Source organism: Frondihabitans sp. PhB161, from assembly GCF_003814635.1.
Taxonomy (GTDB): domain Bacteria; phylum Actinomycetota; class Actinomycetes; order Actinomycetales; family Microbacteriaceae; genus Frondihabitans.
On the sequence record NZ_RKQW01000002.1, the window covers coordinates 434,024 to 459,731 of the forward strand.

General features: G+C 68.0%; 25 protein-coding genes. 10 read left to right on the forward strand and 15 right to left on the reverse strand.

What is annotated here, in order from left to right; genetic code table 11:
- Positions 1 to 20: 20 nt before the first annotated feature.
- From EDF39_RS10760 to EDF39_RS10790, 6 genes are all read right to left on the reverse strand, one after another.
- A complete protein-coding gene (locus EDF39_RS10760) occupies positions 21 to 602 on the reverse strand; it encodes a signal peptidase I (RefSeq protein WP_233573072.1) in 582 nt (193 codons plus the stop codon).
- Complete coding sequence (locus EDF39_RS17510; protein WP_158613215.1) at positions 599 to 1,504, reverse strand: hypothetical protein; 906 nt, start codon at positions 1,502 to 1,504, stop codon at positions 599 to 601. Before EDF39_RS17510 ends, EDF39_RS10760 begins: the two co-directional genes overlap by 4 nt.
- Positions 1,501 to 2,094 carry a hypothetical protein gene (locus tag EDF39_RS10775; protein WP_123942968.1) on the reverse strand — a complete coding sequence of 198 codons (594 nt, stop codon included), beginning with the start codon at positions 2,092 to 2,094 and terminating at the stop codon, positions 1,501 to 1,503. Before EDF39_RS10775 ends, EDF39_RS17510 begins: the two co-directional genes overlap by 4 nt.
- Positions 2,095 to 2,116: 22 nt before the next feature.
- Positions 2,117 to 2,716, reverse strand: a complete 600-nt coding sequence (locus EDF39_RS10780) for an alternate-type signal peptide domain-containing protein (RefSeq protein ID WP_233573071.1) — start codon at positions 2,714 to 2,716, stop codon at positions 2,117 to 2,119.
- A 305-nt stretch (positions 2,717 to 3,021) separates the two neighbouring features.
- Entirely contained in the window at positions 3,022 to 3,603 is a 582-nt protein-coding gene (gene pth, locus EDF39_RS10785; RefSeq protein ID WP_084816239.1) for an aminoacyl-tRNA hydrolase, read from the reverse strand.
- Positions 3,604 to 3,648: 45 nt separating this feature from the next.
- Positions 3,649 to 4,284 (reverse strand): 50S ribosomal protein L25/general stress protein Ctc, encoded by a 636-nt coding sequence (locus EDF39_RS10790; RefSeq protein WP_123942970.1) that lies wholly within the window; start codon positions 4,282 to 4,284, stop codon positions 3,649 to 3,651.
- Positions 4,285 to 4,566: 282 nt separating this feature from the next.
- Between EDF39_RS10790 and gndA the strand changes: the two genes are divergently transcribed.
- Positions 4,567 to 6,027: an NADP-dependent phosphogluconate dehydrogenase gene (gene gndA, locus EDF39_RS10795; protein ID WP_123942972.1), complete on the forward strand. Its 1,461-nt coding sequence runs from the start codon at positions 4,567 to 4,569 to the stop codon at positions 6,025 to 6,027.
- Positions 6,028 to 6,046: 19 nt separating this feature from the next.
- Here the strand turns inward: gndA and EDF39_RS10800 are convergent, their stop codons facing one another.
- The 6 genes from EDF39_RS10800 to EDF39_RS10825 are packed head-to-tail and all read right to left on the reverse strand — an operon-like array spanning position 6,047 to position 12,180.
- Positions 6,047 to 7,426, reverse strand: coding sequence for an 8-oxoguanine deaminase (locus EDF39_RS10800; protein WP_233573070.1), 1,380 nt, complete (start codon positions 7,424 to 7,426; stop codon positions 6,047 to 6,049).
- Positions 7,414 to 8,403 (reverse strand): adenosine deaminase, encoded by a 990-nt coding sequence (add, locus tag EDF39_RS10805; protein ID WP_123942973.1) that lies wholly within the window; start codon positions 8,401 to 8,403, stop codon positions 7,414 to 7,416. The genes EDF39_RS10800 and add overlap by 13 nt, the downstream gene beginning before the upstream one ends.
- A gap of 37 nt (positions 8,404 to 8,440) precedes the next feature.
- On the reverse strand, positions 8,441 to 9,325 hold the full coding sequence (locus tag EDF39_RS10810; RefSeq protein WP_123942974.1) for an ABC transporter permease: 885 nt from the start codon (positions 9,323 to 9,325) through the stop codon (positions 8,441 to 8,443).
- Entirely contained in the window at positions 9,325 to 10,215 is an 891-nt protein-coding gene (locus EDF39_RS10815; protein ID WP_123942976.1) for an ABC transporter permease, read from the reverse strand. The genes EDF39_RS10810 and EDF39_RS10815 overlap by 1 nt, the downstream gene beginning before the upstream one ends.
- Positions 10,208 to 11,050: an ABC transporter ATP-binding protein gene (locus EDF39_RS10820; protein ID WP_084816241.1), complete on the reverse strand. Its 843-nt coding sequence runs from the start codon at positions 11,048 to 11,050 to the stop codon at positions 10,208 to 10,210. The genes EDF39_RS10815 and EDF39_RS10820 overlap by 8 nt, the downstream gene beginning before the upstream one ends.
- Positions 11,051 to 11,055: 5 nt before the next feature.
- Positions 11,056 to 12,180: an ABC transporter substrate-binding protein gene (locus EDF39_RS10825; RefSeq protein WP_123942978.1), complete on the reverse strand. Its 1,125-nt coding sequence runs from the start codon at positions 12,178 to 12,180 to the stop codon at positions 11,056 to 11,058.
- Positions 12,181 to 12,348: 168 nt separating this feature from the next.
- Here EDF39_RS10825 and EDF39_RS10830 point away from each other — a divergent pair, with 168 nt between their 5' ends.
- Both EDF39_RS10830 and EDF39_RS10835 read left to right on the forward strand, forming a co-directional pair.
- Positions 12,349 to 12,951, forward strand: coding sequence for a TetR/AcrR family transcriptional regulator (locus EDF39_RS10830; protein ID WP_123942980.1), 603 nt, complete (start codon positions 12,349 to 12,351; stop codon positions 12,949 to 12,951).
- A 118-nt stretch (positions 12,952 to 13,069) separates the two neighbouring features.
- Entirely contained in the window at positions 13,070 to 14,512 is a 1,443-nt protein-coding gene (locus tag EDF39_RS10835; RefSeq protein WP_123942982.1) for an NtaA/DmoA family FMN-dependent monooxygenase, read from the forward strand.
- Here EDF39_RS10835 and EDF39_RS10840 read toward each other — a convergent pair.
- The 3 genes from EDF39_RS10840 to glmU form a co-directional block, all read right to left on the reverse strand.
- On the reverse strand, positions 14,476 to 15,222 hold the full coding sequence (locus tag EDF39_RS10840) for an HAD family hydrolase (protein WP_123942984.1): 747 nt from the start codon (positions 15,220 to 15,222) through the stop codon (positions 14,476 to 14,478). The genes EDF39_RS10835 and EDF39_RS10840 overlap by 37 nt on opposite strands.
- Before the next feature lies 1 nt (position 15,223).
- Positions 15,224 to 16,201, reverse strand: a complete 978-nt coding sequence (locus EDF39_RS10845) for a ribose-phosphate diphosphokinase (RefSeq protein ID WP_123942986.1) — start codon at positions 16,199 to 16,201, stop codon at positions 15,224 to 15,226.
- An 80-nt stretch (positions 16,202 to 16,281) separates the two neighbouring features.
- A complete protein-coding gene (gene glmU / locus EDF39_RS10850; protein WP_123942988.1) occupies positions 16,282 to 17,715 on the reverse strand; it encodes a bifunctional UDP-N-acetylglucosamine diphosphorylase/glucosamine-1-phosphate N-acetyltransferase GlmU in 1,434 nt (477 codons plus the stop codon).
- Positions 17,716 to 17,972: 257 nt separating this feature from the next.
- Between glmU and EDF39_RS10855 the strand changes: the two genes are divergently transcribed.
- The 7 genes from EDF39_RS10855 to EDF39_RS10885 all read left to right on the forward strand — a co-directional run bounded on the left by EDF39_RS10855 (position 17,973) and on the right by EDF39_RS10885 (position 25,690).
- Positions 17,973 to 18,548 carry a hypothetical protein gene (locus EDF39_RS10855; RefSeq protein ID WP_123942990.1) on the forward strand — a complete coding sequence of 192 codons (576 nt, stop codon included), beginning with the start codon at positions 17,973 to 17,975 and terminating at the stop codon, positions 18,546 to 18,548.
- Positions 18,545 to 19,267, forward strand: a complete 723-nt coding sequence (locus EDF39_RS10860; RefSeq protein ID WP_123942991.1) for a hypothetical protein — start codon at positions 18,545 to 18,547, stop codon at positions 19,265 to 19,267. Before EDF39_RS10855 ends, EDF39_RS10860 begins: the two co-directional genes overlap by 4 nt.
- A complete protein-coding gene (locus EDF39_RS10865; protein WP_123942994.1) occupies positions 19,261 to 21,192 on the forward strand; it encodes an AarF/ABC1/UbiB kinase family protein in 1,932 nt (643 codons plus the stop codon). The genes EDF39_RS10860 and EDF39_RS10865 overlap by 7 nt, the downstream gene beginning before the upstream one ends.
- Positions 21,192 to 22,655, forward strand: a complete 1,464-nt coding sequence (gene cls / locus EDF39_RS10870) for a cardiolipin synthase (RefSeq protein ID WP_123942996.1) — start codon at positions 21,192 to 21,194, stop codon at positions 22,653 to 22,655. The genes EDF39_RS10865 and cls overlap by 1 nt, the downstream gene beginning before the upstream one ends.
- A 44-nt stretch (positions 22,656 to 22,699) precedes the next feature.
- Positions 22,700 to 23,869: a sensor histidine kinase gene (locus tag EDF39_RS10875; RefSeq protein WP_158613216.1), complete on the forward strand. Its 1,170-nt coding sequence runs from the start codon at positions 22,700 to 22,702 to the stop codon at positions 23,867 to 23,869.
- Positions 23,866 to 24,525 (forward strand): response regulator transcription factor, encoded by a 660-nt coding sequence (locus EDF39_RS10880; RefSeq protein ID WP_123943000.1) that lies wholly within the window; start codon positions 23,866 to 23,868, stop codon positions 24,523 to 24,525. The genes EDF39_RS10875 and EDF39_RS10880 overlap by 4 nt, the downstream gene beginning before the upstream one ends.
- A gap of 109 nt (positions 24,526 to 24,634) precedes the next feature.
- Positions 24,635 to 25,690, forward strand: coding sequence for a zinc-binding dehydrogenase (locus tag EDF39_RS10885; RefSeq protein WP_233573069.1), 1,056 nt, complete (start codon positions 24,635 to 24,637; stop codon positions 25,688 to 25,690).
- The last annotated feature ends 18 nt before the right edge of the window (positions 25,691 to 25,708 follow it).

Here is a 25,708-nt window from a genome sequence, read left to right on the forward strand (position 1 = left end):
TCCGCGCAGGGCGAAGTGGGTTACGACGCGGCAGTCAGCCGTCTCCGGCCATGGGCCGATCGGCGGCCCGCAGCCGGGCCCCGTCGACGCCTCCGCGCCGCGCGGACTCCGAGAGCGACCATCGCGAGCCCGTAGACGAGGAGGACGCCGGCGATCCCGGGCATGATCCACGGCCGGTCGTGGCCGTTGACGAGGGTGTTGACCCGGCCGAGCAACGGCACCGAATACCAGGCGACGCCACGGATCTGAATGGCGGCGACCGGGGCGTCGGCGACGTCGTTCGCGTCTCCGCGGAAGGTGAAGAGCCGTTCGCCGGTGGACGTGGTGGTGACGGCGCGCACGCGGTGCGTCACCACCTCGGGCCTCCCCGAGGCGAGCTGGTAGGTCGCGATGTCGCCGACTCGGATCCTTGACGGGTCTTCGGGGCGGACGACCACGAGGGTGCCGGGCGGGAGCGTCGGCTCCATCGACGACGTGAGAACGGTGAGCGGCGTCGAGCCGGTCGCCTTCGGCACGACGACGAGGATGACTCCGAGACCTGCCACGAGCAGCATCACCCCGAGACCGAAGCCCACCGCCACGGCGCGCACGATGCCGCTCACGCGCCGCACCGGAGTGTCCTGCCCGCCGACGTCGTTGCGAGCGTCACCGTGCTGGACGCCTGGATCGTCGCCGTCGCATTCCCGTTCGCGTCGAGGACGACCACGTCGACCCGGGCCGTTCCGTCGGGCGCGACCGTGGTCGAGATTCGACTGGCCGACAGGGTCGTCGATGCCGAGTACCCCTGGGTCGGGTCGCCGACGCGTGTGCCGCCGATCTCGAGGTCGTAGAAGGTGTCGGGCGATCTGCTCGAGGCGTCCCACGCGATGACGACGTTATTGCCTCCCGACTGGTCGGTGCAGGTTGCCGTCGCCACGGCGGCCGCGGCCTTGGCCGTGTCGACGTAGAAGCCGCCCGCCACCGTCGGCGACCGCCAGCTGCCCGCCGCGAGGACCATCGAGATCACCGGGTTCGTCGTCGACGACGCGGGTGCGCTCGACGTGGGCGCGCTGCGGAGACACCAGACGGCGGACTGCTTGGCGGGCAGGGATCCCGTGAGGCTCGGCATCGAGGCCCAGGTTCCCGAGAGCGACGAGGACGGGGCTTCGGCCGACGCAGTGCAGTCCGCAGCGGCGGCCACCTGCCAGGCGACCACCGTGATGTTCTGCGCGAGCGTTCGGCTCTGCGCGGTGACAGTCGATGTGAAGTACGTGCCCGCGATGGTGCCATTGTTCGTCAGGGTGAGCGGCGCGGTGAACGATGTGGCCGTCGACGAGAACGTCGTCGTCATTGCGTCGGTCCCCGAAAGGCCCCCCACGAGCGAGCCGATCGTGGCACTGGACTGGGTGATCCGAGATGTCGACCACAGGGCGAAAGCCGTCGACGAGGTACCGGCGATCATGGCCGCGACCAGGGCTGCGACGAGAGCCGCCCGCCCGGCGGGTAGTCGGATCCTGCGCTTCACGACACGACCTGCTTGCCCGACACGGTGACGACGAAGTCGACGACGGCACCCGAGACGGACTGCGGCGCGTCGGCCGCGAGCGACACCTCGAGGCACGCAGTGGCCCTGGTCGTCGTGACGGGCAGTCGGTAGTAGCCGGTTCCGGTGTCGAACGTCGCGATCGGCCCCGAGGCGCCCGACAGGCCGGCCTTGCAATCGGATGCCTTAGCAACGCTCGCGAGGTGCATCGTCAAGGATCCGAGGACGGTCGCGTCGGGGGTCGACCCGGCGTAGGCCACATAGGTGGACGTCGTCGACACCCGGATGTCCATGGGAACCGACCCCGTGTTCTGCACGGTGAACGCGCCCGTCGTGGAGCCTCCGGGGCCGAGAGCGGTCAGGTACATCGCGGGCAGGATCGACACGTCGAGGGAGGCCGTACCGCTCTTGATCGTGCCGGCGCGGATCGCCGCTTCGGCCTTCCACAGGGCGAGCGTGCCGCGGGCGCCGACGAGGCAGAGTAGGACTGCCACAGCCACGCCGAGGGCGAGCAGGGCGAGCGTCCGACGTCGCCGAGGCGCGGCGTGCCGTCCTGTCGCGATTTCTCGCATGGTTGCGTTCCCGTCGTCGCGGCTACGACCCGATGGCCGTCTGGGTGAGGGTGAACTTCAGCCCGGTCAGGTCGACGGTGCCGTTCTGCCCGGTCTCAGCCGTCTGCGGAAGCGCGATCGAGAAGACGACAGACACGGTCGATGTGCCGGCCGCCGGAGTCACGGTGAAGGTGTTGGAGCTGCCGACGCGACTGACGTTCGCCGACGACGAGGAGACGTCGAGCGAGCGCGTCGTCGCCTGGATGAGCTCGGACGTGCCCTTGATGCTGGCCTCGTCGTACGTCAGCACCGCCTTCAGATCGGTTCCGGTGGCCTTCACGGAGAACTGGCGCGTGTAGGAGTAGGAGTTGCCGGGCACCATCACGATGTTCGCGGCGGTTGTTCCCGTGTTGCGCCCGTACGTGGTGTCGGTCCAGGTGCCCGCCGATCCGGCGATGGGCGCGAGTGCGAGCGTGCCGGACGAAATCGTGCCCGCCTTGGCTCCGGTCGAACTGTTCCAGAGAGCGAACGTACCCGCTCCGCCGAGGAGCAGGACGATGCCGACGGCACCCGCGATCGTCCCGGAGACGATCCTGTTCATAGCGGTGCCGCGGGTGGCGGTGATCGTGGTGGTCTGGCTCATTGCATTGCCTTTTCTGCGCATCCGTGCGCGATCCTGCCGCGGACGTCGTCGGTGATGCTGACGATCGGGGTGTCCGCTGCGGAGTCCTTGAGTCCCCCGACTCTCGACGGCTCGGGTGCCGCCTGCGGAACAGGTCGGCTCACGGGGTGTTTCGGCTACCCGTGACGACCGTCGGGCAGTTGCCCGAACCGTTCTGTTCTGGGTAGAACCTAAGCCGGTCCCCCATACGGCGGACACACCCAGTCCGGGGGACATCGGGTGTCCCCCGTCCGGCGACGGCCCTCGCGCGCCCCGGCAGGCCCGAGTCAGGCGGTGTGGAACTTCAGCTGCGCCGCGGTCAGGCCGTCGGCCGCGATCATCTCCACGGCGTCGGCCGCATCGTCGAGGAGGTTGGGGAGCGTCTTGCGCTCGGTGCTCGAGAAATCGTGCAGAACGAAGTCGGCGGCGGGTTGACGCCCGGGGGGACGGCCGATGCCGACCCGCACCCGGGTGAAGTCATTCGACCCGCAGGCCGCGATGATGTCGCGCAGACCGTTGTGGCCGCCGTGGCCGCCGGCCTGCTTGATCTTGAGGGTGTCGAAGGGGATGTCGAGTTCGTCGTGCACGACGATGAGCCGCGACACGTCGAGGTCGTAGTACCGGAGGAGTGCGGCGACGGGCGGACCGGAGACGTTCATGAACGTGGTCGGCTTCGCGAGGACGAAGCGCGGGCCGCCGGGGAAGCTGCGCCCCTCGGCGACCACGGCCTGCGTCTTGTGGCTCTTGAAACCGGACTGCAACCGATCGGCGAGGAGAGCGAGGACCATCTGGCCCACGTTGTGTCTGGTCGAGGCGTAGTCGGGCCCGGGGTTACCGAGCCCGACCACGAGCCATCTGTTGTCGTCCAGAGCGCTGCTCCTCGCCGATCCGCTATTGCGCTGTTGTTCGGGGTGTTACTCGGAGCGCTCTTCGTCTTCGATCGACGGCACGTCGCCCTCGGCGGACTCGTCGGACTCGTCGGTCGAGTCGGCGTCGGACTCGAGGTCGAGCTGCGGCACGGTGACGTTGACGACGAGGGACTCGCCGTCGAGAACGAGCTTGGCGCCCGAGGGGAGCTCGACGTCGGAGGCGAGGATCTGGGTGCCCTCTTCGAGGCCCTCGATGGAGACGACGACGCTCTGCGGGATGTGCGTCGCCTCGACGTCGAGGAGCAGGGTGTTGGCCTCGACCACGTGGATCGTGCCGGGAGCCGACTCGCCCTCGATGTGAACGGGGATCTCGACCTCGACACGCTCGCCGGCACGGACGACAATGAGGTCGATGTGCTCGATGATCTGGCGCACCGGGTCGCGCTGGATGTCTTTGACGAGTGCGAGCTGCTGGGTGCCCTCGATGTCGAGCTCGAGGACCGAGTTCGCACGACGGGTGATCAGCATGGTCTCGTGACCGGGCATCGAGATGTGCACGGGCTCGGTGCCGTGACCGTAGATCACGGCGGGGATCTTGTCGGCGGCGCGGATCTTGCGAGCCGCTCCCTTGCCGAAGCTCGAGCGACGCTCGACGGAAAGCTTGTTGCTGTCGTCAGCCATTGTGTGTCTCCTTGGAAGATTGTGGGCCTCGCCGAAGTCGGCGATCTGTGGCCCGTGGATTCAACTCGAACGCAGTTGGTGAAACCGTGCGTGAGGAAAGACCGGGGCCTGCGCCCATAATCCGCCCACCGCGTCGATAACGGGTGCCGTGCACCCCTCGCCGAAGTTCAAGGGAAGAGTCTACACGGCACTCTCTCCGGCACCAGAGTGGGCCTGACAGACCCTGGATACGTGTCGGAGGTGGTGGATAGATTGACCTCACTTACTTTCGAAGGAGGCACCGTGGCCGAACACGGAAAGACCGCACAGGCGAACATCGGAGTGGTCGGGCTCGCCGTTATGGGATCGAACCTGGCGCGCAACCTGGCCAGCCGCGAGGGCAACACCGTCGCGGTGTACAACCGCTCCCCCGAGCGCACCGACACGCTGATGGACGAGCACGGCGACGCCGACTTCATCGCGTCGAAGACGATCGAGGAGTTCGTCGATTCACTGTCGAAGCCGCGCACCGCGATCATCATGGTGCAGGCCGGCAAGGGCACCGACGCGGTCATCTCGCAGCTCGCCGACCTCTTCGAGGAGGGCGACATCATCGTCGACGGCGGCAACGCCAACTTCCACGACACCATCCGTCGCGAGCACGACCTCAAAGAGAAGAAGCTGAACTTCGTCGGCACCGGCATCTCGGGTGGTGAAGAGGGCGCTCTCAAGGGTCCGTCGATCATGCCGGGAGGCAGTGCGGAGGCCTGGGAGACGCTGGGCCCGATCCTGAAGTCCATCGCCGCGGTCGCCGAGGGCGAACCGTGCGTCACCCACATCGGCACCGACGGCGCCGGGCACTTCGTCAAGATGATTCACAACGGCATCGAGTACGCCGACATGCAGCTCATCGCCGAGTCGTACGACCTCCTTCGCCGCGTTGGCGGCCACGAGCCCGCCGCGATCGCGGAGGTCTTCGAGGAGTGGAACAAGGGCGAGCTCGAGTCGTACCTCATCGAGATCACCGCCGAGGTGCTCAAGCAGGTCGACGAGAAGACCGGCAAGCCGCTCGTCGACCTCATCGTCGACCAGGCGGGCTCGAAGGGCACCGGCGTCTGGACGGTGCAGAACTCGGTCGGCCTCGGAGTGCCGGTCGGCGGCATCGCCGAAGCCGTCTTCGCCCGGGCGGTCTCGTCGAAGCCCGACCAGCGCGCTGCCGTTCAGAAGACACTGAAGAACCGACCCGAGATTCAGGATCCGGGCGACAACTTCGAAGACGACGTCCAGAAGGCCCTGTGCGCCTCGAAGATGGTCGCCTACGCCCAGGGCTTCGACGCCATCATCGCGGGTGCCAAGGAGTATGGCTGGAGCATCGACAAGGGCGCCGTCGCCAAGATCTGGCGCGGCGGCTGCATCATCCGCGCGCAGTTCTTGAACCGCATCGTCGACGCGTACGAGAACGACTCGACCATCGCCACCCTTCTCGAAGACGAGTACTTCGCGAAGGCCGTCGCCGACGGCGAAGACGCCTGGCGCCGAATCGTCGCGAAGGCAGCCCTCTCGGGGATCCCGGTTCCCGGCTTCTCGTCGGCCCTCGCCTACTACGACTCCCTCGCGTCGGAGCGCCTGCCGGCCGCGCTGATCCAGGGTCAGCGCGACTTCTTCGGAGCGCACACCTACAAGCGCACCGACAGCGACAAGGTGTTCCACACGCTGTGGTCGGGCGACCGCTCCGAGATCGAGACCGAACCGTCGACCCACTAGGGCCAAGCCGGCGAGACGGCTAGACGCGGCCGAGGAGGTCGGCGCTAGCCCGGGCTGCGGCTTGGGCGACGCCGACCTCGTCGATCGTCGTCATATGGCCGTCGTCGACGACCCGGCGCCCATCGACGAAGAGCCCTGCCAACGGCGGCATCGACGCGAGGCCGAGTGACGCGACCGGGTCGACGAGGCCGGCGAATTCGACGCCGCGGAGATCCCAGAGCGCGAGATCGGCCAGCTTGCCGACCTCGATCGACCCCAGATCGGCGTCGCGCCCGAGCACGCGGGCACCGCCCACGGTCGCGATCCGCAGCCCGTCACGGACGCTGAACCCATCAGCGCCGGCACGCAGGCGATTCATGAGCACGGCCTGGCGGATCTCGGTGCCGAGCTGGCCCGACTCGTTCGACGCGGAGCCGTCGACGCCGAGGCCGACCGGCGCCCCGGCTCGGAGCAGCTGCGGGATGGGCGCGATGCCGGCTGCGAGCCGGGCGTTCGACGACGGGCAGTGGGCACTGCCGGTGCCGGTCGCGCCGAAGCGGACGATGGCGTGGTCGTCGAGGTGCACGCTGTGCGCCATCCAGACGTCGTCGCCGAGCCAACCGAGATCCTCCAGATACTGGGTCGGGGTCTTGCCGAAGCGCTCCTGGCAGAACGCGTCCTCCTCGACCGTCTCCGAGCCGTGCGTGTGGAGGCGCACGCCGAGGGAACGGCCGAGAGCGGCCGCCTCGGTGAGCAGCTCGCTGGTGACCGAGAAAGGTGAGCAGGGCGCGAGAGCGATCTGCACCATCGAGTCGGCCGAGGCGTCGTGGTACCGCTCGACCGCGAGAGCCGACGCGTCGAGGGCTACGGCCGTGGTCTCCACGGCGAAGTCGGGCGGGAGCCCACCGGCCGAACGCCCGAGGTCCATCGAGCCGCGCGTACCGTGGAGCCGGATTCCGACTCGAGCGGCAGCACGGACGATGCCCCCGACGATGTCGCCGGATCCTCGGGGGAAGACGTAGTGGTGATCCGCCGCGAGGGTGCAGCCCGACTTGGCCAGCACGGCAAGGGCCGCTTCGGCACCCGCCTCGACGAGGTCTTCGTCGATGCGCGCCCAGGTCGGGTAGAGCGCGACGAGCCAGTCGAAGAGGATCGAGTCTTGCGCGATGCCGCGGGTGAGCCACTGGTAGAGGTGGTGGTGGGTGTTGACGAGGCCGGGCGTCAGCAGATGCCCGCTGCCGTCGACGCGTTCGACCTCGACCCCGTCGGCGAATACCCAGGGCGGCGCCGGGCCGTCGCCGACCGCGATAATGCGCGAGCCGTCGACCACGACGTGTCCGCCGGCGAACTCGCGATCGACCGCGTCGACCGTGGCCACGTGCGCGCCCTCGATGACGAGGCGACGCATCAGGCCAGCCACGCCGCGATCCCGGCGACTGCCTTCTGCTTGACGGCGTCGGAAGCGCCACTGCACTCGATCGAGCTGAGTGCACACGCCGCGATCTCTTCGTCGGTGAGCCGGAGCACCGACCGGCACAGCTCGTATTCCGACAGGAGACCGGGGCCGAAGAGCACCGGGTCGTCGGCGTTGATCGAGCATCGCACGCCCGCCTCGAGCAGCTGCTTGAGCGGGTGCGCGTCGATCTCGGGGATCACGCCGAGCAGCAGGTTCGAGGTCGGACAGACGTCGAGGCAGATGCCGTCGGCGGCCAGCCGTGCCGTCAGGGCATCGCTCTGAATCGCCGTCACCCCGTGCAGGATCCGGTCGGCCTGGAGGGCATCGACGGCTTTCTCGACCTGCTCCGGCCCTGCCAGCTCACCCGCGTGCGGAGTGGACAAAAGCCCCGCCTCCTTGGCGATCGCGAACGCCTCGTGGAATTGCTCGGCCGGGTGGCCCCGCTCGTCGTTGGCGAGGCCGAGCGAGACGACACCGCGACCGGCGTAGGCAGCGGCGATCTTCGCGTAGGCCGTCGCGGTCTCGACGCTCTCGGTGCGATCGACGGTGACCATGTAGCCGACCTCGACGCCCCAGCGCTCGCCGGCCTCGCGGGCTCGGGCGATCATGGCGTCGAGGGCGAGCTCGGTCGAGCCGAAGGTGTCGACGTAGAAGTGCGGGCTCGCACCGAACTCGGCGTAGACGATTCCCTCGCGAGCGCAGTCCTCGATCGACTCGTCGATCAGGCGGAACAGGTTCTCTTTGATCGAGAGCACCTGCAGCATGCCGCGGTAGGTCTGGCTGAATGCGCTGAAGTCATCGAACTCGGCGGGCACGGAGACGTCGACGCCTTCGGCGGCCCCCATCTCGGCAAGCGTCGTCGCCCGGATGGCGGCTTCGTGGTGGATGTGCAGGTGCGCCTTCGGCAGGGCCGTGAGGTCGCGGACGGGGGTGTCGCTCATGCGGGTACTCCTGGGTTCGGTACGGGGATGGTGCGGGTCACTTCGAGACGGCTTTTCCGGCGTCGGGGCCCCACTTGGCGAGAACGGCCGTCTCGATGAACGTCGCGATCGTGTAGAAGAGGATCGACACGACGGTGATGAGCACCACGATCGCCCAGATCATGCCGTAGTCGGAGCTCGACTTGGCGCTGGTGATGGCGGCTCCGAGGCCCTCGTAGGTGAAGAGCCACTCGTAGAGCATCGCCCCGGTGATGGCCCCGGGCACGGCGATCCGCATCGAGGCGAAGAAGTGCGGCAGCGCCGTCGGAATGGCGATCTTGCGCATGATCGTCCAGCGGCTGCCGCCGTAGACGCGGATCAGGTCGACCGACTGGGCGCTGACCGACCGGAATCCAAGTGTCAGGTTGACCAGCAGCGGGAAGAACACGACGACTCCGCCGATGAAGGCTGCCGTCACGAGCCCGTTGCCGAAGATCAGGTAGATGACGGGGGCCATGGCGAGCAGCGGAACGGTGCGCAGCAGCATGGCGATCGGCATGAACATGAACTCGATCGGGCGAATGAGGGTGAACACGATCGCGATGACGATCGATGCGCCCACCCCGAAGACGAAGCCGACCAGGGCATGCAGCAGTGTCGTGCCCAGCAGACCGAACAGCACCTCGCGGTTCTCGGCCGCGGTGGTCTGCGACAGCGACGAGTCGACGAACAGGTAGTTGTAGACGTCGAGCGGCTTCTTGGCGATGAAGGCGTTCGCGTGCAGTCCGATGATCGCGAACTGCCAGAGGAGGCCGAGGATCACGGCTGACGCGAGAATCGTCACGACCGTGCGGCCGATCCGACGCGCGACGAACCGCACGGTGGCTCCGGTCTGCGACGGCGCTCGGCTCTCACTCCGCGAGAGGCGGATCGCGGTGGCCATCAAAACCCCTGCCCCGCGCGGCTGTCGCCCGCCGACCACGGTGTGACGAGGCGACCGATCCGGCCGATCACGAAGTACGCGAGCCCGGCGACGCCACCGCAGATCAGCGCGATCGCCCAGAGCTTGACGCTGGCAGCGGTCGCCTGCGCGGCCAGAAGGAGGATCCCGATGCCCGAGTCGACCCCGAGGAGGAAGTACTCCCCGAGCACGGCGCCAAGGAACGCTGCGGGCGCTGCCAGCTTGAGCGCCGCCATGATGCTCGGCAGGGCCGCGATGAAGCGCACCTTGACGAGCTGCGTGAGGCGCGAGCCGCCGTAGGCGCGGACGACATCGAGTTGGGTCTGGGTCGCGGCGTTGAGGCCGAGAATGGTGCCGACCACGGTGGTGAAGATGACGCTCAGGGCGGCCAGGAAGATCGACGTGGTGCGGGATCCTGCGGGCATCAGCAACGTCACGATGGGCGCGATCGCCGTCAACGGGATGCACGAGGTGACGACCGCGAGCTGCGTCGACATGCCCTCGAACCACGGGAAGACAAGCACGAGCGCGGCCAGCACGAAGGCGATGAGGTTGCCCCACAGGAATCCCCAGCCGGCAGTCGCGGCCGTCTGGGCGATCGCGTTCCAGTAGACCGGGTCGGTGAGGTCGTGGAGGAGCTGGGCGGCGACGAGGCCCGGCTGCGGCACACTGCCCGTGACGGAGAACGCGGTGACGGCGACGATCTGCCAGACCACGAGGATCACGACGATGCCGACGACGGAGCCGACCCAGGGCGGCATCGAACGGAAGGAGCCGAGCATCGAGCGGCGGGCGGGACCACTGCTCGTCTCGACGTCGAGGGCGATGCTCTGCGAGAGCTCGCGCTCGGACGCCTGCTTGAGGTCAGTCATCGACGGCCGCCCCGTGCGAGCCGAAGAGGATCTCGGAGATGCGATCGACGTAGGCGTGGAACTCGGGAGTGCGAGTCAGTTCGGGGAGGCGCGGGCGCGGCAGGTCGATCTCGACGACCTCCGCGATGCGGCCGGGTCGAGCGCTCATGACGGCGACGACGTCGGAGAGGAAGACGGCCTCCGAGATGCCGTGGGTGACCATCAGCGTGGTCGCGGGCTTCTCGGTCCAGATGCGAAGCAGCTCGACGTTCATCCGCTGGCGCGTCATGTCGTCGAGTGCACCGAACGGCTCGTCGAGCAGCATGATCGTCGGCTGCACGGCGAGGCAGCGCGCGATCGACACCCGTTGGCGCATGCCGCCCGAGAGCTGGGCGGGCTTGGCGTTCTCGAAACCCTTGAGCCCGACCAGGTCGATCAGGTCGTCGACGAGCCCTGCGGGCGGGGTGATACCGGCGACCTCGAGTGGAAGCCGGATGTTGGCCGTCACGCTCCGCCAGGGCAGCAGCGCGCTGTCCTGGAAGGCGATGCCGGTCTCGTGGCTCTTCTGGATTTCGGCGGCGGATTTGCCGTTGACGACCACGGCGCCGGAGCTCGGGGTCTCCAGGCCCGCCAGGATGCGGAGAATCGTCGATTTTCCGCATCCCGACGGACCGAGGAGGGTCAGGAAGGCGTCTTTCTTCGTGCCCAGGTTGATCTCGGACAGGGCCTGGACCGATTTCCGGCCGAGCTGGAACGTCTTGGTGAGACCCTGGATGTTGATGCCGGTGGCGAGTTCCGGCGAACCGGCCGGGTCGTTCGTGGCGAGCGAGAGCTGAGTACTGGGCGCGAAAGACATGGCGATCAGGCGGTCGGGATCGTGAAGGTCGTGATCAGCTCGGGGTTCTCTTTGTAGACCTCGTTGATCAGGGTCAGGTCGAACAGCTTCTCGGCCGTGATGTCTGTTCCCATCGCCTTGAGCGACGCGATGTTCTCGGCCACGAGCTCGTCGGTCATCGTGAAGAGGCCGTTCTTGTTGACGTCGTCCGTCAGGATCAGGGTGTTCTGCGCCTCGGCCTCCTTCGTCTGCTCGGTCACGTCGAGATCCTGATCCTTGCCGTACTTCTCGGCGGCGTACTTGGCGCTCTGAGCGGGATCCTTGGCGGCGTCGGTCCATCCCTGCACCTCGGCCTTGAGGAAGGCCTTGAGGGTGTCGCGCTTGTTGTCGATCGCATCCTGCGTGGTGGTGAAGGTCTCGGCGACGAACGGGAGACCGTTGTCGGCGAAGCCCAACACGACCGGGGTGAAGCCGTCGGCCTCGGCCAGGATCGGCTCGTTGGTGATGTACGACATGTGCGCGTCGTACTTGCCGGCCTCGAGCGGGGCGATGTCGTACTGCGTGGTGACCATCGTCACGTCGGAGGTGGTCAGGCCGTTGGCCTTCAAGAAGCCCTCGAAGATGGTCTGGTTGCCTCCGGACTGCACGCCGATCTTCTTGCCCTTGAGGTCGGCGACGGTCTTGATCGGGGTCTTCTCGTCGAGCGACAGCAGGCAGAACGGGTTCTTCTGGAAGGTCGTGCCGATGATCTTGAGGGTCGCGCCCTTGTTGATCGAAGGGGCGGTGATCGACGGCGACGACAGGCCGACAAGCGCCTGTCCGGCGAGGAGGGCCTCTTCGGCGCCGGTCTGACCGCCGCCGGCAAGAAGCGTGACCGCGTCGAAACCGGCCTTCGTGTAGTAGCCCTTCTCGGTCGCGAAGTACTCGCCAGCGAACTCGATGTTCTTGATCCACGAGAGCTGCACGGCGATCGTGCCGAGGCTTCCGGCAGCAGCGGCGCCGGACGATTTCGGGCTCGAACCGGAATCGGTCGAGCAGGCGGCGAGGAGGGCTGTGGTGCCGACCACGAGGCCGACGCTTCCCCCGAGGCGCAGGAACCCGCGACGGTCGTAGTCCTTTTTCAGCACGGGCGGGGCAGAGAAGATGCTCATGGCACTCCAAGGGGCTCGGTGGCTCAGAAGGGATCGTTCGCGGCTGGGGCGGGTCTGTGGCCGCGGCATCGATCGGTGATCCTCGGAACGCTAGACCGCCGATGTTTCATCGGCATTTCGGTCGGATTGCCGTCGTCGCACTCCCGGCCAACCGATAGCGTCGACGGCATGGACGACGTCGACGGAGCCACTCGGGCCACGGGCGCACCCGGTCGCCGCGACGAACTGCTCGACCGCATCGTAGATCACGTCGTCGAGAACGGCATCGCCCAGATCACCCTGCGGGCACTCGCCACGGCGGTGGGCTCGAACAACCGCATGCTGCTCTACTACTTCGGATCGCGAGAAGAGCTCATCGTCGAGGCGCTGCACGGAGCCGAGTCGCGGTTTCCGACCATGGCCGAAGTGATCACGTTTCTCGATGACGACGCCCTGCCGCTCGCGGAACGTCTCGAGGGCGCGTGGGCGACCATCGCGGATCCTCGGAACCGGGCTTTCCACCGGCTCTTCTTCGAGATCTTCGGCCTCGCCGGGTTCGAGCGCGACCGCTTCGCCGCCCTGCTGGGGCTGATCGGCACCGAGTGGGTCGGTCATGTCGCCGGCGCGTTCGAAGACGCCGGCGCGTCACCCGACCAGGCTCTCGAGCTCGGCCACGAGACCGTGGCGCTCTGGCGGGGGCTCCAGGCGTCGCTACTCAGCCTCGGCGACGACGCGCTCGTCGGCCGGGTGGCCGACAGTGCGCACCGGGCCCTCTGCGAGCGCGTGGTGTGACGGTCGTCGCCCCAACGGAGCCCAGGATCCGGCCCGCCGTGTTACGACTTCGCGCCTGCTTCGTAAACAGCCTGTTTCGCACCTAGACCCCGAGTGAACCATTTGGTTCACTGGCGCCATGAAGCAGATGCATCTCGGCGTGTTCGAAGTCGCAGGCACACAGGTCGGCGGAACGCGCAGTTGGTCGCACCCTCGAAGCGACTCCGTCCGGTACCACGAGCTCGATCTGTGGATCGGCATGGCGAAGATCCTCGACCAGGCGGGATTCGACTTCCTGTTCTTCGCCGATGGCTTCGGCTACCCGACCATCGACGGCGACCTGCCCGAGATGGCGGCGCGGGGCGGAATCAACTTTCCGGGCATGGATCCGTCGCTGCTGATCCCGACCCTGGCCCGCGAGACCACCCGCCTCGGCTTCGTGGTCACTTCGGCGACGGGGCTCGACCACCCTCTGCAGACCGCCCGGCGTTTCGCCACGCTCGACCACCTCACCGGCGGCCGCATCGGCTGGAACATCGTCACGGGCGGCTCGGCGAACGCCGTCGCCGCGCTGTTCGGCCACACCGAGATGGTCAAGCACGACGACCGCTACGACCAGGCCGACGAATACGTCGACCTCGCCATGACTCTCTGGGAGGGCTCCTGGGAAGACGACGGCTTCCGCGCCGACAAAGACGCCGAGATCCTCGCCGACCGCTCGAAGATCCACCGCATCTCATTCGAAGGCCAGCACTTCCGCTCGAACGGCTACTTCACCGTCGCACCGTCGCCGCAGCGGACGCCAACGTTGTTCCAGGCCGGCACGTCGCAGCGCGGTCGCGCCTACGCCGCCCGCAATGCCGAAGCGGTCTTCGTCCAGTACACGACCGGCCCGCAGACCAAGGCGAACGTCGCCGACATCCGCGCCCGCGCCGCCGAGCACGGCCGCGACCCGGATTCCATCGTGACGATGGTCGGGCTCTCGGTGACAGTCGCCCCGACGAGCGAGGAGGCGCATGCCCTCCGGGCCGAATTCGATGCGATGCAAACCGACGAGGTCGTCGCGGTGCTCTACGCCGGCAACACCGGCATCGATCTGCTCTCGCTCGACCCCGATCGAGATCTGACCCAGCTGCGCGACGACGGCGGGCAGATCGGACAGATCGCCCAGAGCAACATCGACCGCTTCCTGCCCACCGACGGCACCGCTCCCCCGACCGTCCGCGAGATCCTGAACGATCTCAAGGGCAAGGGCACGCGCGGCCTCCAGCTCGTCGGCGATCCGATCGAGGTCGCCAACGCTCTCGAACGCATCATGGACGAGACCGGCCTCGATGGCTTCCTGCTCGAACCGCTGTTCGGCACCGCCGACTGCGTCGACTTCGCCGAGCTCGTCGTGCCCGAGCTCCGTCGCCGCGGCCGCATGCCCCTGGAGCCGGCCACCGGCACCCTCCGCGAGCAGGTGCTCGGACGACCCGGAGCCCACCTCTCAGCCGACCACCCCGGCCGCACCTTCGTGGTGACGCCGAGCCCGGCACCCGCCGATCAGGCGCGCGAGGCCCAGTCCGCGATGTCGTCGTAGAGCCCCTCGAAGGTCGGGGCCCGGAAAGTGGGCTTCGCTTCGGCAGCCGCGAACCGCTCGATCAGGGCCGTAGGGGATTTCTGATCGGCGGCCGGCTCGAGGTCGTTGCGCCAGATGTCGCCCACGCTGAGCAGACGCTCGGGGTGGGCGGCCAGGCCGTGCTTCTCCCGCAGAGACACCAGGATCCGAGGCATCCCACCCGGTTTACCGGCATCGGTCACGATCTCGTCGAAGACGCCGTCGAGCCCCAGGTGCGTCAGCTGCCCGGCTACGCCGGTCGCCGTGGCATTGGTGACGAGGACGACGGTGACGCCGGCGCTCCTCAGGCCGGTGAGGAAGTCGGCGAGGCCGGCCGGAGCCCAGGTCTCGAGGAGGCCGTCGGCCAGCTCGCGGCGGCTGGCCTCGTACGCGCGGCTGAGCGAAGCGGCGGCGACGCCGCGGGAGCGCGCGAGAGAGGCCGCAGCCGCGTAGCCGTCGGCGGCGTCGACCAGAGTGGCGAGGTGGCGAGCCGCGGATCCTGCACTCTCGTCTTCGTTCTCTTGAGCAGCCGCGTCGGGGCCGGCCAGGAACGCGCGGATCGTCGATTCGACGACGCGCTCGGTCTCGGGCAGGGCCTCGTCGATGTGCCGCACGTAGCTGAGCACGGGTTCGTCGCCGAGGCAGACGGTGCCGTCGAAGTCGAGGACGAGAAGTCGCGACAGCGGTGTCACCTCAGGCGGCGCCGTCGAACATCGACGTGACCGACCCGTTGTCGAACACCTCGTGGATCGCGCGGGCGATGAGCGGAGCGATCGGCAGGATCGTGAGGCTGTCGAACATCTGGTGCTCGGTGATCGGCAGGGTGTCGGTGACGACGACCGAGTCGATGAACTCGTTCGAGAGGATCTCGGGAGCCGGGTCGGAGAAGACGGCGTGCGTGGCGGCCACGATGACCCCGAGGGCTCCGGCCTTCTTCAGCGCCTCGGCGGCCTTGGCGATCGTGCGACCCGTGTCGATGAGGTCGTCGACCAGCAGGCAGACACGACCGCTGACCTCACCGACGATCTCGTGCACCGAGACCTCGTTCATGACGCGGGGGTCGCGACGCTTGTGGATGATCGCCAGCGGCGCTCCGAGCTTCTCGCTCCAGATGTCGGCCACCTTGACGCGCCCCATGTCGGGTGAGACGACGGTCAGCGTCGAGGGGTCGAGGCGCTCCTTGAAGTGCTTCAGCAGCACGGGCATGGCGAAGAGGTGGTCGACCGGACCGTCGAAGAAGCCCTGGATCTGCGGCGCATGCAGGTCGACGCTCATGATGCGGTGCGCGCCGGCGGCCTTGAACAGGTCGGCCACGAGGCGGGCCGAGATCGGCTCGCGACCGCGACCCTTCTTGTCTTGGCGGGCGTAGGGGTAATAGGGAGCGACGACCGTGATCCGCTTGGCCGAGGCCCGCTTGAGCGCATCGACCATGATGAGCTGCTCCATGAGCCACTCGTTGATCGGCCGGGTGTGCGACTGGATCACGAACGCGTCAGAGCCGCGGACGCTGTCGTCGTATCGCGCATAGATCTCGCTCGACGCGAAGGTGCGTGCGTCGGTGTGCGTCAGCTCGGTGCCGAGCTCCTGCGCGATGTCGATCGCCAGCTGCGGGTGCGCACGCCCCGTCACAAGGACGAGACGGTTTTCGCCGGTGATCTTGATTCCCGACACGTCACTCGCTCTCTGGCCCGGGGGCCCCGACACCGGCCGCGGGGCGGCGCAGTCGTCGATTGGTGGTTCTGGGTGCTCGGTCAGCTCGCCGTCTCGCTGGTCGCCGCCGCGTCGGCTGCCGCCTTCGCCGCGTCGGTGCCGGGGCGTTTGGCCTCGACCCACCCGCTCATGGTTCGCTGCGGAGCGACGGTGATAGCCAAGGATCCGGCCGGCACGTCTTTGCGGACGACCGTTCCGGCGCCTGTGTACGCTCCGTCGCCAATCCTAACGGGCGCGACGAAGACGTTGTGCGACCCGGTGCGCACGTGCGACCCGACCACCGTGCGGTGCTTGTTCACGCCGTCGTAGTTGGCCGTGATCGTGCCGGCCCCGATGTTCGCGCCGACGCCGACCTCGGTGTCGCCGACGTAGCTGAGATGGGGAACCTTGCTGCCCTCGCCGATGGTCGAGTTCTTCGTCTCGACGAAGGTGCCGATCTTCCCGTCGGCGCCGAGGATCGTGCCCGGGCGGAGGAAGGCGAAGGGGCCGACGCTCGCACCGGCACCGATCACGGCGAGGGTGGCGTCGGTGCGCTTGACGACGGCGCCCGCCCCGACCTCGGTGTCGACGAGCGTCGTGTCGGGGCCGACGATCGCGCCGGTCTCGACGACGGTGGCGCCCTTCAACTGCGTTCCGGGCAGGATCTCGACGTCGGCGGCGAGGCTGACGTCACGGTCGATCCAGGTGGTCTGCGGGTCGAGGATCGAGACGCCCTCGCGCTGCCAGTGCGTGACGATCGTGTCGTTAAGGCGTCGGGCCGCGGCGGCCAGCTGCACGCGGTCGTTGATGCCCTCGACGCGCCAGGCCTCGGCCACGGGCTTGGCCGACACGTGACCCCGGTTGATCGTCAGCAGCCCGACGACGTCGGTGAGGTACTTCTCGTTCTGCGCGTTCGCGGCGGTCACGAACGGGAGGTGCTTGCGGAGCGCCTCGACCGTGAACACGTAGGTGCCGGAGTTGATCTCGGCCACGTCGCGCTCGTCAGCCGAGGCGTCTTTGTGCTCGACGATCTTCTGCACCCGACCGGAGGAGCGGATCACGCGGCCGTAGCCCGTGGGATCCTCGAGGATCGCACTCAGCAGGGTCGCGTCGGCCTCGTCGGAGCGGTGCAGCTCGAGAAGGGCGAGGAGGTCGTCGTCGTCGAGGAACGGCACGTCGGCGCTCACCACGACGACGTCGCCCGTGAAGTCGGCGGGTAGGGCTTCGACGGCCTGCTCGACGGCTCGACCGGTGCCGGGGGTGTCATCTTGATCGATGAGAACGGCGCTCGGTGCGGCCTCGAGCACGCTCGCGGCGACCGTGTCGCGGTCGTGCCGGACGACGACCATGAGGTGCTCCGGCTCGAGCGAACGGGCCGTTTCGAGCACGTGGTGGATGAGCGGCAGGCCCGCGAGACGGTGGAGCACCTTGGGCGTCGACGACTTCATGCGGGTGCCCTGGCCTGCGGCGAGGACGATGACGGCGAGTGGCTGCATGGGTGCTCCTTGGTTCGACGTGCCGGGGCACGAGGTCGACTACCAGGGTAACGAGCCCGTCGCGAGGACGGTTCGTCTGTGGGGCGAGCCGAGGATCCCGCGGCACAGGTTCGACATTCGGCTCGTGCTCGAAGACCCGCGAGCTACTGCGAACGCAGTACACGGCCCGGCCCGAATCGACGACGTCATAGGGCTCCCGTTTCGAGATTCTTGAGGTGCAGCACGAGCTGCCACCCCGGACGATCAAGGAGTTTCCCATGACCATCACGACGCCTCCCACTGACCAGACCGTCGCACCGGCCCCCACCGTCTGGGACTACCAGACCATCACTGTCGCCCGCTCCGAGGCGGAAGAGCGACTCACCGCACTCGAGGTCTTCGGCTGGACCCTTCAGGATCAGGTCCCGACGATCCTCGACCGCCGCACCGCCACCTTCTTCCTCCGCCGCGATCGCGCCATCGCCGACCGAGCTGCACTCGATGCGCTCGAAGCAGAACACCTCGACGCGGTCACCGAGGTGAATCGCCTGGAGCGTTCGCCGGAGCGGGTGGCGCGCACCGTGGCGATCATCGCCGGTCTCGTCGGCGTCGCCTACATGGGCGGAGCGGTCTTCGCCTACCTCGACGGCGGCGGCCTGACCTATTACATCCTCGCCGCGGTCGCTGTCGCTCACTGCTTCCTGCCTATTCCGCTGAAGAAGACCATTCTGAAGAAGCGAACCGCGTCGGTGTCCGGCCGCCTGGCCGAGCAGAGGCAGGCCGCTCAGGAGGTGCTCGAGACCGCACGTGCGCTCCGCGACGGGCAGACCGTGTCGCGGTCGATCCGTCGGTGAACGCTTTTCTCCGGCAGGTCCGCTCGGGAGCGCTGCTGCGCGACAAGACCCGCCGGGCACTGTTCTTCACCGCGGCGTCCATTCCGGGCAGCTTCGCAATGGCGGCCTGGAAGGGCGCGCTCTTCCTGGTCGCCCCCTCCCTCTTCCTGCTCGCCACCGTGCTCTTCAACCTCGGGGTGATCGCGGCCAAGACCCTCCTCGTGCGGACTCACATCACGGCGGGGCGGAGGAGGGCGCTTGCCGAAGGGCCCGTCGGGAACGTGCGCGAACAGCACCGACGGGCCTACCGAGCCACCGGGATCCTGGTCACGGTCCTCTCGCTCCTCTACACGCTCAGTTTCATCCCGCTGTTCTTCGCCTCCGCGGAGAAGATCACCTACGACCGGCCGGTCGCCGTCATCATCGCCGCGATCACGTTCGCCGAGCTCGGCCTCGCCATCCACGGCACCGTCTCGGCCCGCCGCAACCGCGACCTCCTCTCCGAGGCGGTCAAACTCACCAACGTCGCCGCTGGCCTCGTGCTGCTCACCCTCACTCAGTCGGCCCTCCTCTCCCTCGAGAAAGACATCGACCCCGGGCACGCCAACGCGGTCAGCGGCGTCGTCTTCGGCACCATCGCGACAGGCATCGGCGTGTCGATGCTGATCCGCTCTCGTCGCGATTCGACCACCACCGAGCGTCTCGACGCCGACACCACCGAAAGGCCCCTCCCGTGCTGATCCTTCCCCTCATCACGCTGGGCATCGTCCTGCTCTCCGGGTTCCTGATCCGACGCCTCCTCGGCATCCGGAAGGGGCGCTGGGGTGCCACCGCGCTGGCTGTGATCCTCGGTCAGTCGGGCACCATCGGAATCCTGCAGTTCATCACCGGCGACGCCATCGGAGTCGGCCCGGAGTGGCTCCCGCTCGGTCTCACCCTCGCCGTGACGCTGTCCATGCTCGCGCTCACCCTCATCGAACTGGTCGCCCGCCCGGATGCGCGACCTCGGCCGTTCAGGATCCCGCACCCCGTCCGCGAGGTCCGCGGCAGTATCGAGCGCTCGAACCGATACGCGCAGGTCAGCACCATCGCGATCCGCTCGGGCCTGCTCGGCGTGACCGGCATCGACGGCCCCGATGGTGGCTCGCGTCTCGGTCGCGCGCTGGCAACCACTTTCGAGCAGTCAGGCGGTCTCTTCGTCAAACTCGGGCAGGCAATGGCCTCACAACCGCAGCTCGTCACACCGGCAATTGCGCACGAACTGACAAGGCTTCAGGATCAGGCCGCACCCGCTGACCCCGAAGCCGCCCTCCAGGTTCTCGCCGACGAACTCGGCCCCCTCGACTCGGTTTTCCGCACGTTCTCCGCCGAGCCGGTCGCCACCGCCTCCATCGGCCAGACCTACTTCGCAGAGCTGCTCGACGGCCGGCCCGTGATCGTCAAGGTGCAGCGCCCGGGCATCCGCCGCTCGCTCGAGCGCGACCTCGACATCCTTGCCCGCCTGGCCGAGATGCTCGAGCGTCGAGCCGCCTGGGCGCGCACCCTGGGCATCAAAGAGCTCACCGCGGGATTCGCCGAAGCCACCCGCGAGGAGCTCGACTTCCGCCTCGAAGCCGCCAACTGCGAGGCGGCGCGTGCGTCGCTCGACGCCGACCTGCCGATGGACATCCCCGGCATCGTGAGCGAGTTCACCACGAGCCGCGTGCTCGTGCAGGAGCGCATCCCCGGCGGCAGCATCCGCACGCCCGGCATCTTCGACGACATCACGCCGCGGCAGCGCAAGGAGCTCGCCGACGCTCTGCTCTCCGTGATGATCAAAGACATGCTGGGCGGCGCGAAGTTCCACGCCGATCCCCACGCGGGGAACGTGTTCCTCCAGCCGGATGGCCGCCTCGGCCTCATCGACTTCGGCGCCACCGGACGTCTGAACCGGTTCGAGCAGGCCGGGGTACTCGACCTCTTCCAGGGGCTCCAGCGCGAGAATCCGGCTTTGATGCGCAGCGCCGCCCTCCGCCTCGGCACCGCCACGACCCGCGTCGACACCGAAGCCCTCGATCGCGATCTCGCCCAGCTGCTCACCCGCGCGATCCTGCCCGGTGATCGCCTCAACCCGGCGGCGATCGGTGAAATCGTCTTCGTCTTTCGCGACTACGGGATCAGTCTTCCCCGGTCGATCACGGCACTGTTCCGCACCCTCTACACGACCATCGGCACTCTCGAGGTCATCTCCCCCGATTACGACCTCATCGGCGGCATCGCCCGCTGCAGCGACGTCATCGAATCGCCGTTCAGCTCGCCCAGCTCTCTCCGCGACTTCGCGCAGGATCAGGTACTCGCCCTGGCACCCGTGCTCGGTCGGCTCCCCGGCGACCTCGACGACGTTCTCCGCTCGCTCGGCAAGGGCGAGCTGCGCACGCGCGTCAGCCTGCTGTCCGAGCCGGAAGACGTCCGCGTGCTCTGGAGCATGCTGAATCGCGCGCTGCTCGTGGTCGTCGGCGCCGTCGGCCTCATCGCCTCGGCGATCCTGCTGGCTGCTCAGTCCGGTGGCGACCGTGGCGACGGCGCCGTCGTGCTCGGCTTCGTGGGTGGTATCGGGTTCGCGTTCTCGAGCCTGCTGCTGCTGCGCACCATCGTGCAGACTCTTCGCGATCGGCAGCCGAGCTGATGCTGTCGTGGTTCGGAACGGCCGTCCCCACGAGCCTGTTCATCATCCTGGAGGTCATCTTCTTCCTCATCGCCCTGGTCGTGGCCCCGCCGAACCGGAGACCCTCGTCGGCCCTCGCCTGGATCGTCGTCATCGTCGTCCTGCCGTTGGTCGGCATCGCGTTGTTCGTGCTCATCGGGTCTCCGAAGCTGCCCGCGGGCAGGCGCGCCAAGCAGCAGCGGATGAGCGATCTCATCACCGAGACGACCGCGCGCGCGCAGGCGGAGCGGTCGGCTTCGGAGCCCGGGTGGTTCGACTGGCTCGTGACGCTGAACCGCAACACCGGCGCGTTTCCGCTCGTCTCCGGCAACATCGGGCGTCTCCTGCCCGACTTCCCAGGCCAGATCGACGCACTCGTGGCCGGTATCGACGGCGCGGAGAAGTTCGTCCACGTCGAGTTCTACATCCTCGCCCTCGACGACAGCACGGAGCCGGTGTTCCGGGCCCTCGAGGCGGCCATCGCTCGGGGCGTGACCGTGAAAGTCCTCCTCGATCATCTCGGATCCCGCGGCTATCCCGGCTACCGGTCGGCCACGAACGAGCTCGACCGGATCGGTGCCCGGTGGCGGCTGATGCTGCCGGTGCAGCCGCTCCGCGGGCACTACCAGCGACCCGACCTCCGCAACCACCGCAAACTGGTCGTCATCGACGGGACGCGGGGGTTCATGGGGTCGCTGAACCTCATCGATCCGTCGTACCAGAGTCGAGCGAACGAGCGTCGCGGGCTGGCGTGGAAGGACCTGCTCGTCGAGGTTCACGGACCGATCGTGCAGGAGCTCCAGGGGGTGTTCACCACCGACTGGTTCAGCGAGACGGGAGAGCTGCCCGAAACAGGCTCCCTCGACACAGACACGATGACGACCAGCCCGGAGGCCTTCTCGGCGCAGATCACCCCGAGCGGGCCGGCTTACGACTCCGAGAACAACCTGGCGCTGTTCACGTCGCTGCTCTACGCGGCCGAGCGGCGCGTGTCGATCACCAGCCCGTATTTCGTGCCCGACGAATCGCTCCTAGCGGCACTCGTCACCGCGGCCCGACGCGGGGTCGAGGTCGAGCTGTTCGTCGGCGAGATAGGCGACCAGTTCTTCGTCTTCCACGCCCAGCACTCGTACTACCGCGATCTGCTCGCCGCGGGAGTCCGCATCCACCTCTACCGGGCTCCGACGATCCTGCACGCGAAGCACATGTCGGTCGACGACGACGTCTGCGTGGTCGGGTCGTCGAACATGGACATCCGGTCGTTCCAGCTCGACTTCGAGGTGATGATGCTCATCTGCGGCCGCGACTTCACCGACCGGCTCCGGGCCCTCGAAGACGACTACCGTGCGGCCTCGACGGAGCTGACTCTCGCCGACTGGGACGGCCGGGGGCGAGTGCACGCCTTCGTCGACAACCTCGCTCGCCTGACTTCGGCGGTGCAGTGACGATGCTTGGCACCCTTCATCCCTTAGTGGGCGAGAATCAATCCATGCCCTCATCGCGTCAGCCGATCCTGCCGCGGGTCACGCGGAACGGGATCTCGCGACTCGATGTACTGCCCGCGATCGTCGCCGGGGTCATCGCCCTCAGCCTCGCAATCGAGCTGATCCGGATGATCACCGACTCGCCCGGAATCCTGGTGATCGGAGGGCTCGCGGTCACGCTCGCCGGCCTCCTCATCGCGACGAAGCGGCCCTTCGTCGGCTTGACCGTGAACTCGTTCGGCTCCCTCGTCGTCGCCATCGGATCGTGGGGGCCTCTGGTCGAGTGGAGCATCACCGTCTTTCTGGTCTTCATCGTCACCCTTCGCTTCGGTCGACCCATCCGGGCTGCCGCACTGGTGGTCGCACCCACTCTCGCCGGCACGATCATCGCCGGCGACCTCGGGGACCCGCTCACCAGCGTCTTCGCGACCCTCGTCTCGTTGGCCGCAGGGTCGGCAATCGGCGCCGGCTTGCGGGCGCAGCGCCTCTACCGCGACTCGCTCGAGCGGCGGGCGGAGGACGCTCTCGCCACGCGCGAGCTCGAGGCGACACGACGGGTGGCCGAAGAGCGCCTCCGCATCGCCCGCGACCTCCACGACGTCGTGGGCCACGAGGTCGCCGTCGTCAGCATGAACCTCGGCGTCGTCGAGATGGCGCTGGTCGACACCCCTCCCGACGTCACCGAGGCGCTCGATCGGGCGCGAACCGGGGTGCGGAACGTCCTTGCCGAAACGCAGCGGATGCTCGTGCTCCTCCGCTCCGATGACGAGCAGGGTGGCGCCGATCCTGTCCCTGATCTCACCTCGCTTCCGGCCCTGTTCGAGTCGTACCGGCAGATCGGGATGGACCTGCACGCCGAGTTCGAGGTACCCGCCGACAGCGTGGATGCGGCGACGCAGCTGACGGTGTACCGGATCCTGCAAGAGGCCCTGACCAACGCGCAGAAACACGGTCGGGGCGCGGTGAGCGTCACGTGCGCGGCCGAGGGCGCGAAGCTGGTCGTCCGCGTGCGCAACGGGCAGCGCCTCGAGCCATCCGAGCGGAGCACCGGCCTCGGCCTCGTCGGAATGCGCGAACGGGTCGCCGCAGGTGCCGGGACGATGGCAGTGACCTCAACCGACACCGAATTCGTGCTGACCGCCCACCTGCCTCTGAAGAATGGACGTCTCGCGTGATCCGCCTCCTCCTCGTCGACGACCAGGAGATGATCCGGATCGGGCTCCGTGGGATCCTCGGCCGTCATGGGCCGTTCGAGATCGTCGCGGAGGCCTCTGACGGGCTCGGTGCCGTCGAAGCCCTCGCGTCGCAGCCGGTCGACGTGGTGCTGATGGACATCCGCATGCCGGGGATCGACGGTGTCGAGGCGACGCGAAGGATCCGACAGCGCTGGTCGGCGGAAGAGGTCCGGGTGGTCATGTTGACCACTTTCGAGCAGGACTCCAATGTGCTCGCGGCTCTCCGCGCCGGTGCCAACGCCTTTCTGAGCAAGGCCGCAGGACCGAAAGAGCTCATCGCAGCGATCGAGGAAGTGGCAGCGGGTGGCGGAGCGCTCTCGCCCGCCGCGGCCGCGATGCTCATCGGCCGGGTGAAAGACGAGCCGGCCACGGTCGTCGACGCGGACATGACGGCGCGCTTCGACGCGTTGACCCCGCGCGAGCGCGACGTGGTGCTCAGCATGATGACCGGGCTCGACGTCGACGCGATCGCCGCCGAACGGTTCCTGTCGCCGTTCACTGTGAAGACGCATGCGAACCGGGCGATGGCGAAGGTCGGGGCGCGCGATCGGGCGCAGCTGGTGGCGTTCGCGTACCGCGGTGGGCTCACGCCGTAGTCCGTGTCTACTGCACATGCAGTAGGTCGGATGTATGCGGTCAGACGATTCACAAGTCGAGCTCCGACGGGAGGCTTAAGGCATCACCTCAGCCCCCAAGGAGAACCGGATGTCCAGCTCGAAGCCCCTCACCCCCGCTCGGCCCACGACGATGAATTCGACCTACGTCACCGGCCCTGGAACGACCGCCGTGCTCGACGTGCCGACCCCCGAGGTCGGCCGGCGCGACGTGCTCGTGAAGGTGCGGGCCTGCGGCATCTGCGGTTCCGACTCGTTCTACGTCTCGCTCGGCGGGCTGCCCGGCCGGGAGGGCCACACGCCCCTCGGCCACGAGCCCGCCGGCGAGATCGTGGAGCTCGGTGCCGAGGTCACAGACCTCCGGGTCGGCGACCACGTCGTCGTCAACCCGATGGCCGCCCCGACGGGAATCATCGGCAGCGGCGGCTCGACCGGCGGTCTGAGCGACTACCTGCTGATCGAAGATGCCGAGGTCGGGCGCAGCCTCGCGGTCGTCCCCGACCACATCCCGTGGGAGGTCGCCGCGCTCAACGAGCCGATGGCCGTCGCACGGCATGCCGTCAACCGGACGGCGCCGAAGCCAGGTGACAAAATCGTCATCTTCGGTGCCGGGCCCATCGGCCTCGGCGCAGCCATCAGCTACATGGCCGCCGGTGCCGGGTCGATCGTCGTCGTCGATGTGATCCCCGAACGACTCGAGCTCGCCCGGGAAATCGGAGTCGACGATGTCATCGACTCCCGCACCGAGAACGTCACCGAGCGGCTCGTCGAGATCCACGGCGAAGGCGAGACGCGTCGCGGCGTTCGCAAGGCCGCCTCCGACATCTACCTCGATGCCGCCGGCGCCGCTCCCGTCATCGGCGCGATCACCGCCGCCGCCACGCACGGAGCGACCGTCGGCATCGTGGGTGTGCATAAGAACCCCGTCGAGCTGGACCTCGGCCAGCTCCTTGGAAGCGAGCTGACCATCGTGCTGTCGATGGGCTACCCGACCGAAATTTTCGAGGTCACGCGCGACATCGTCGCGAACTGGGAGAAGTACGCGGTGATCGTCAGCGACGTCATCCCGTTCGGCGATGTCGAGCAGGCGTTGACCCTCGCTGCGACACCGGGCGCCGCCGACAAGGTCGTCGTCGTCTTCGACTGACCCGTCCGGCACCACTCA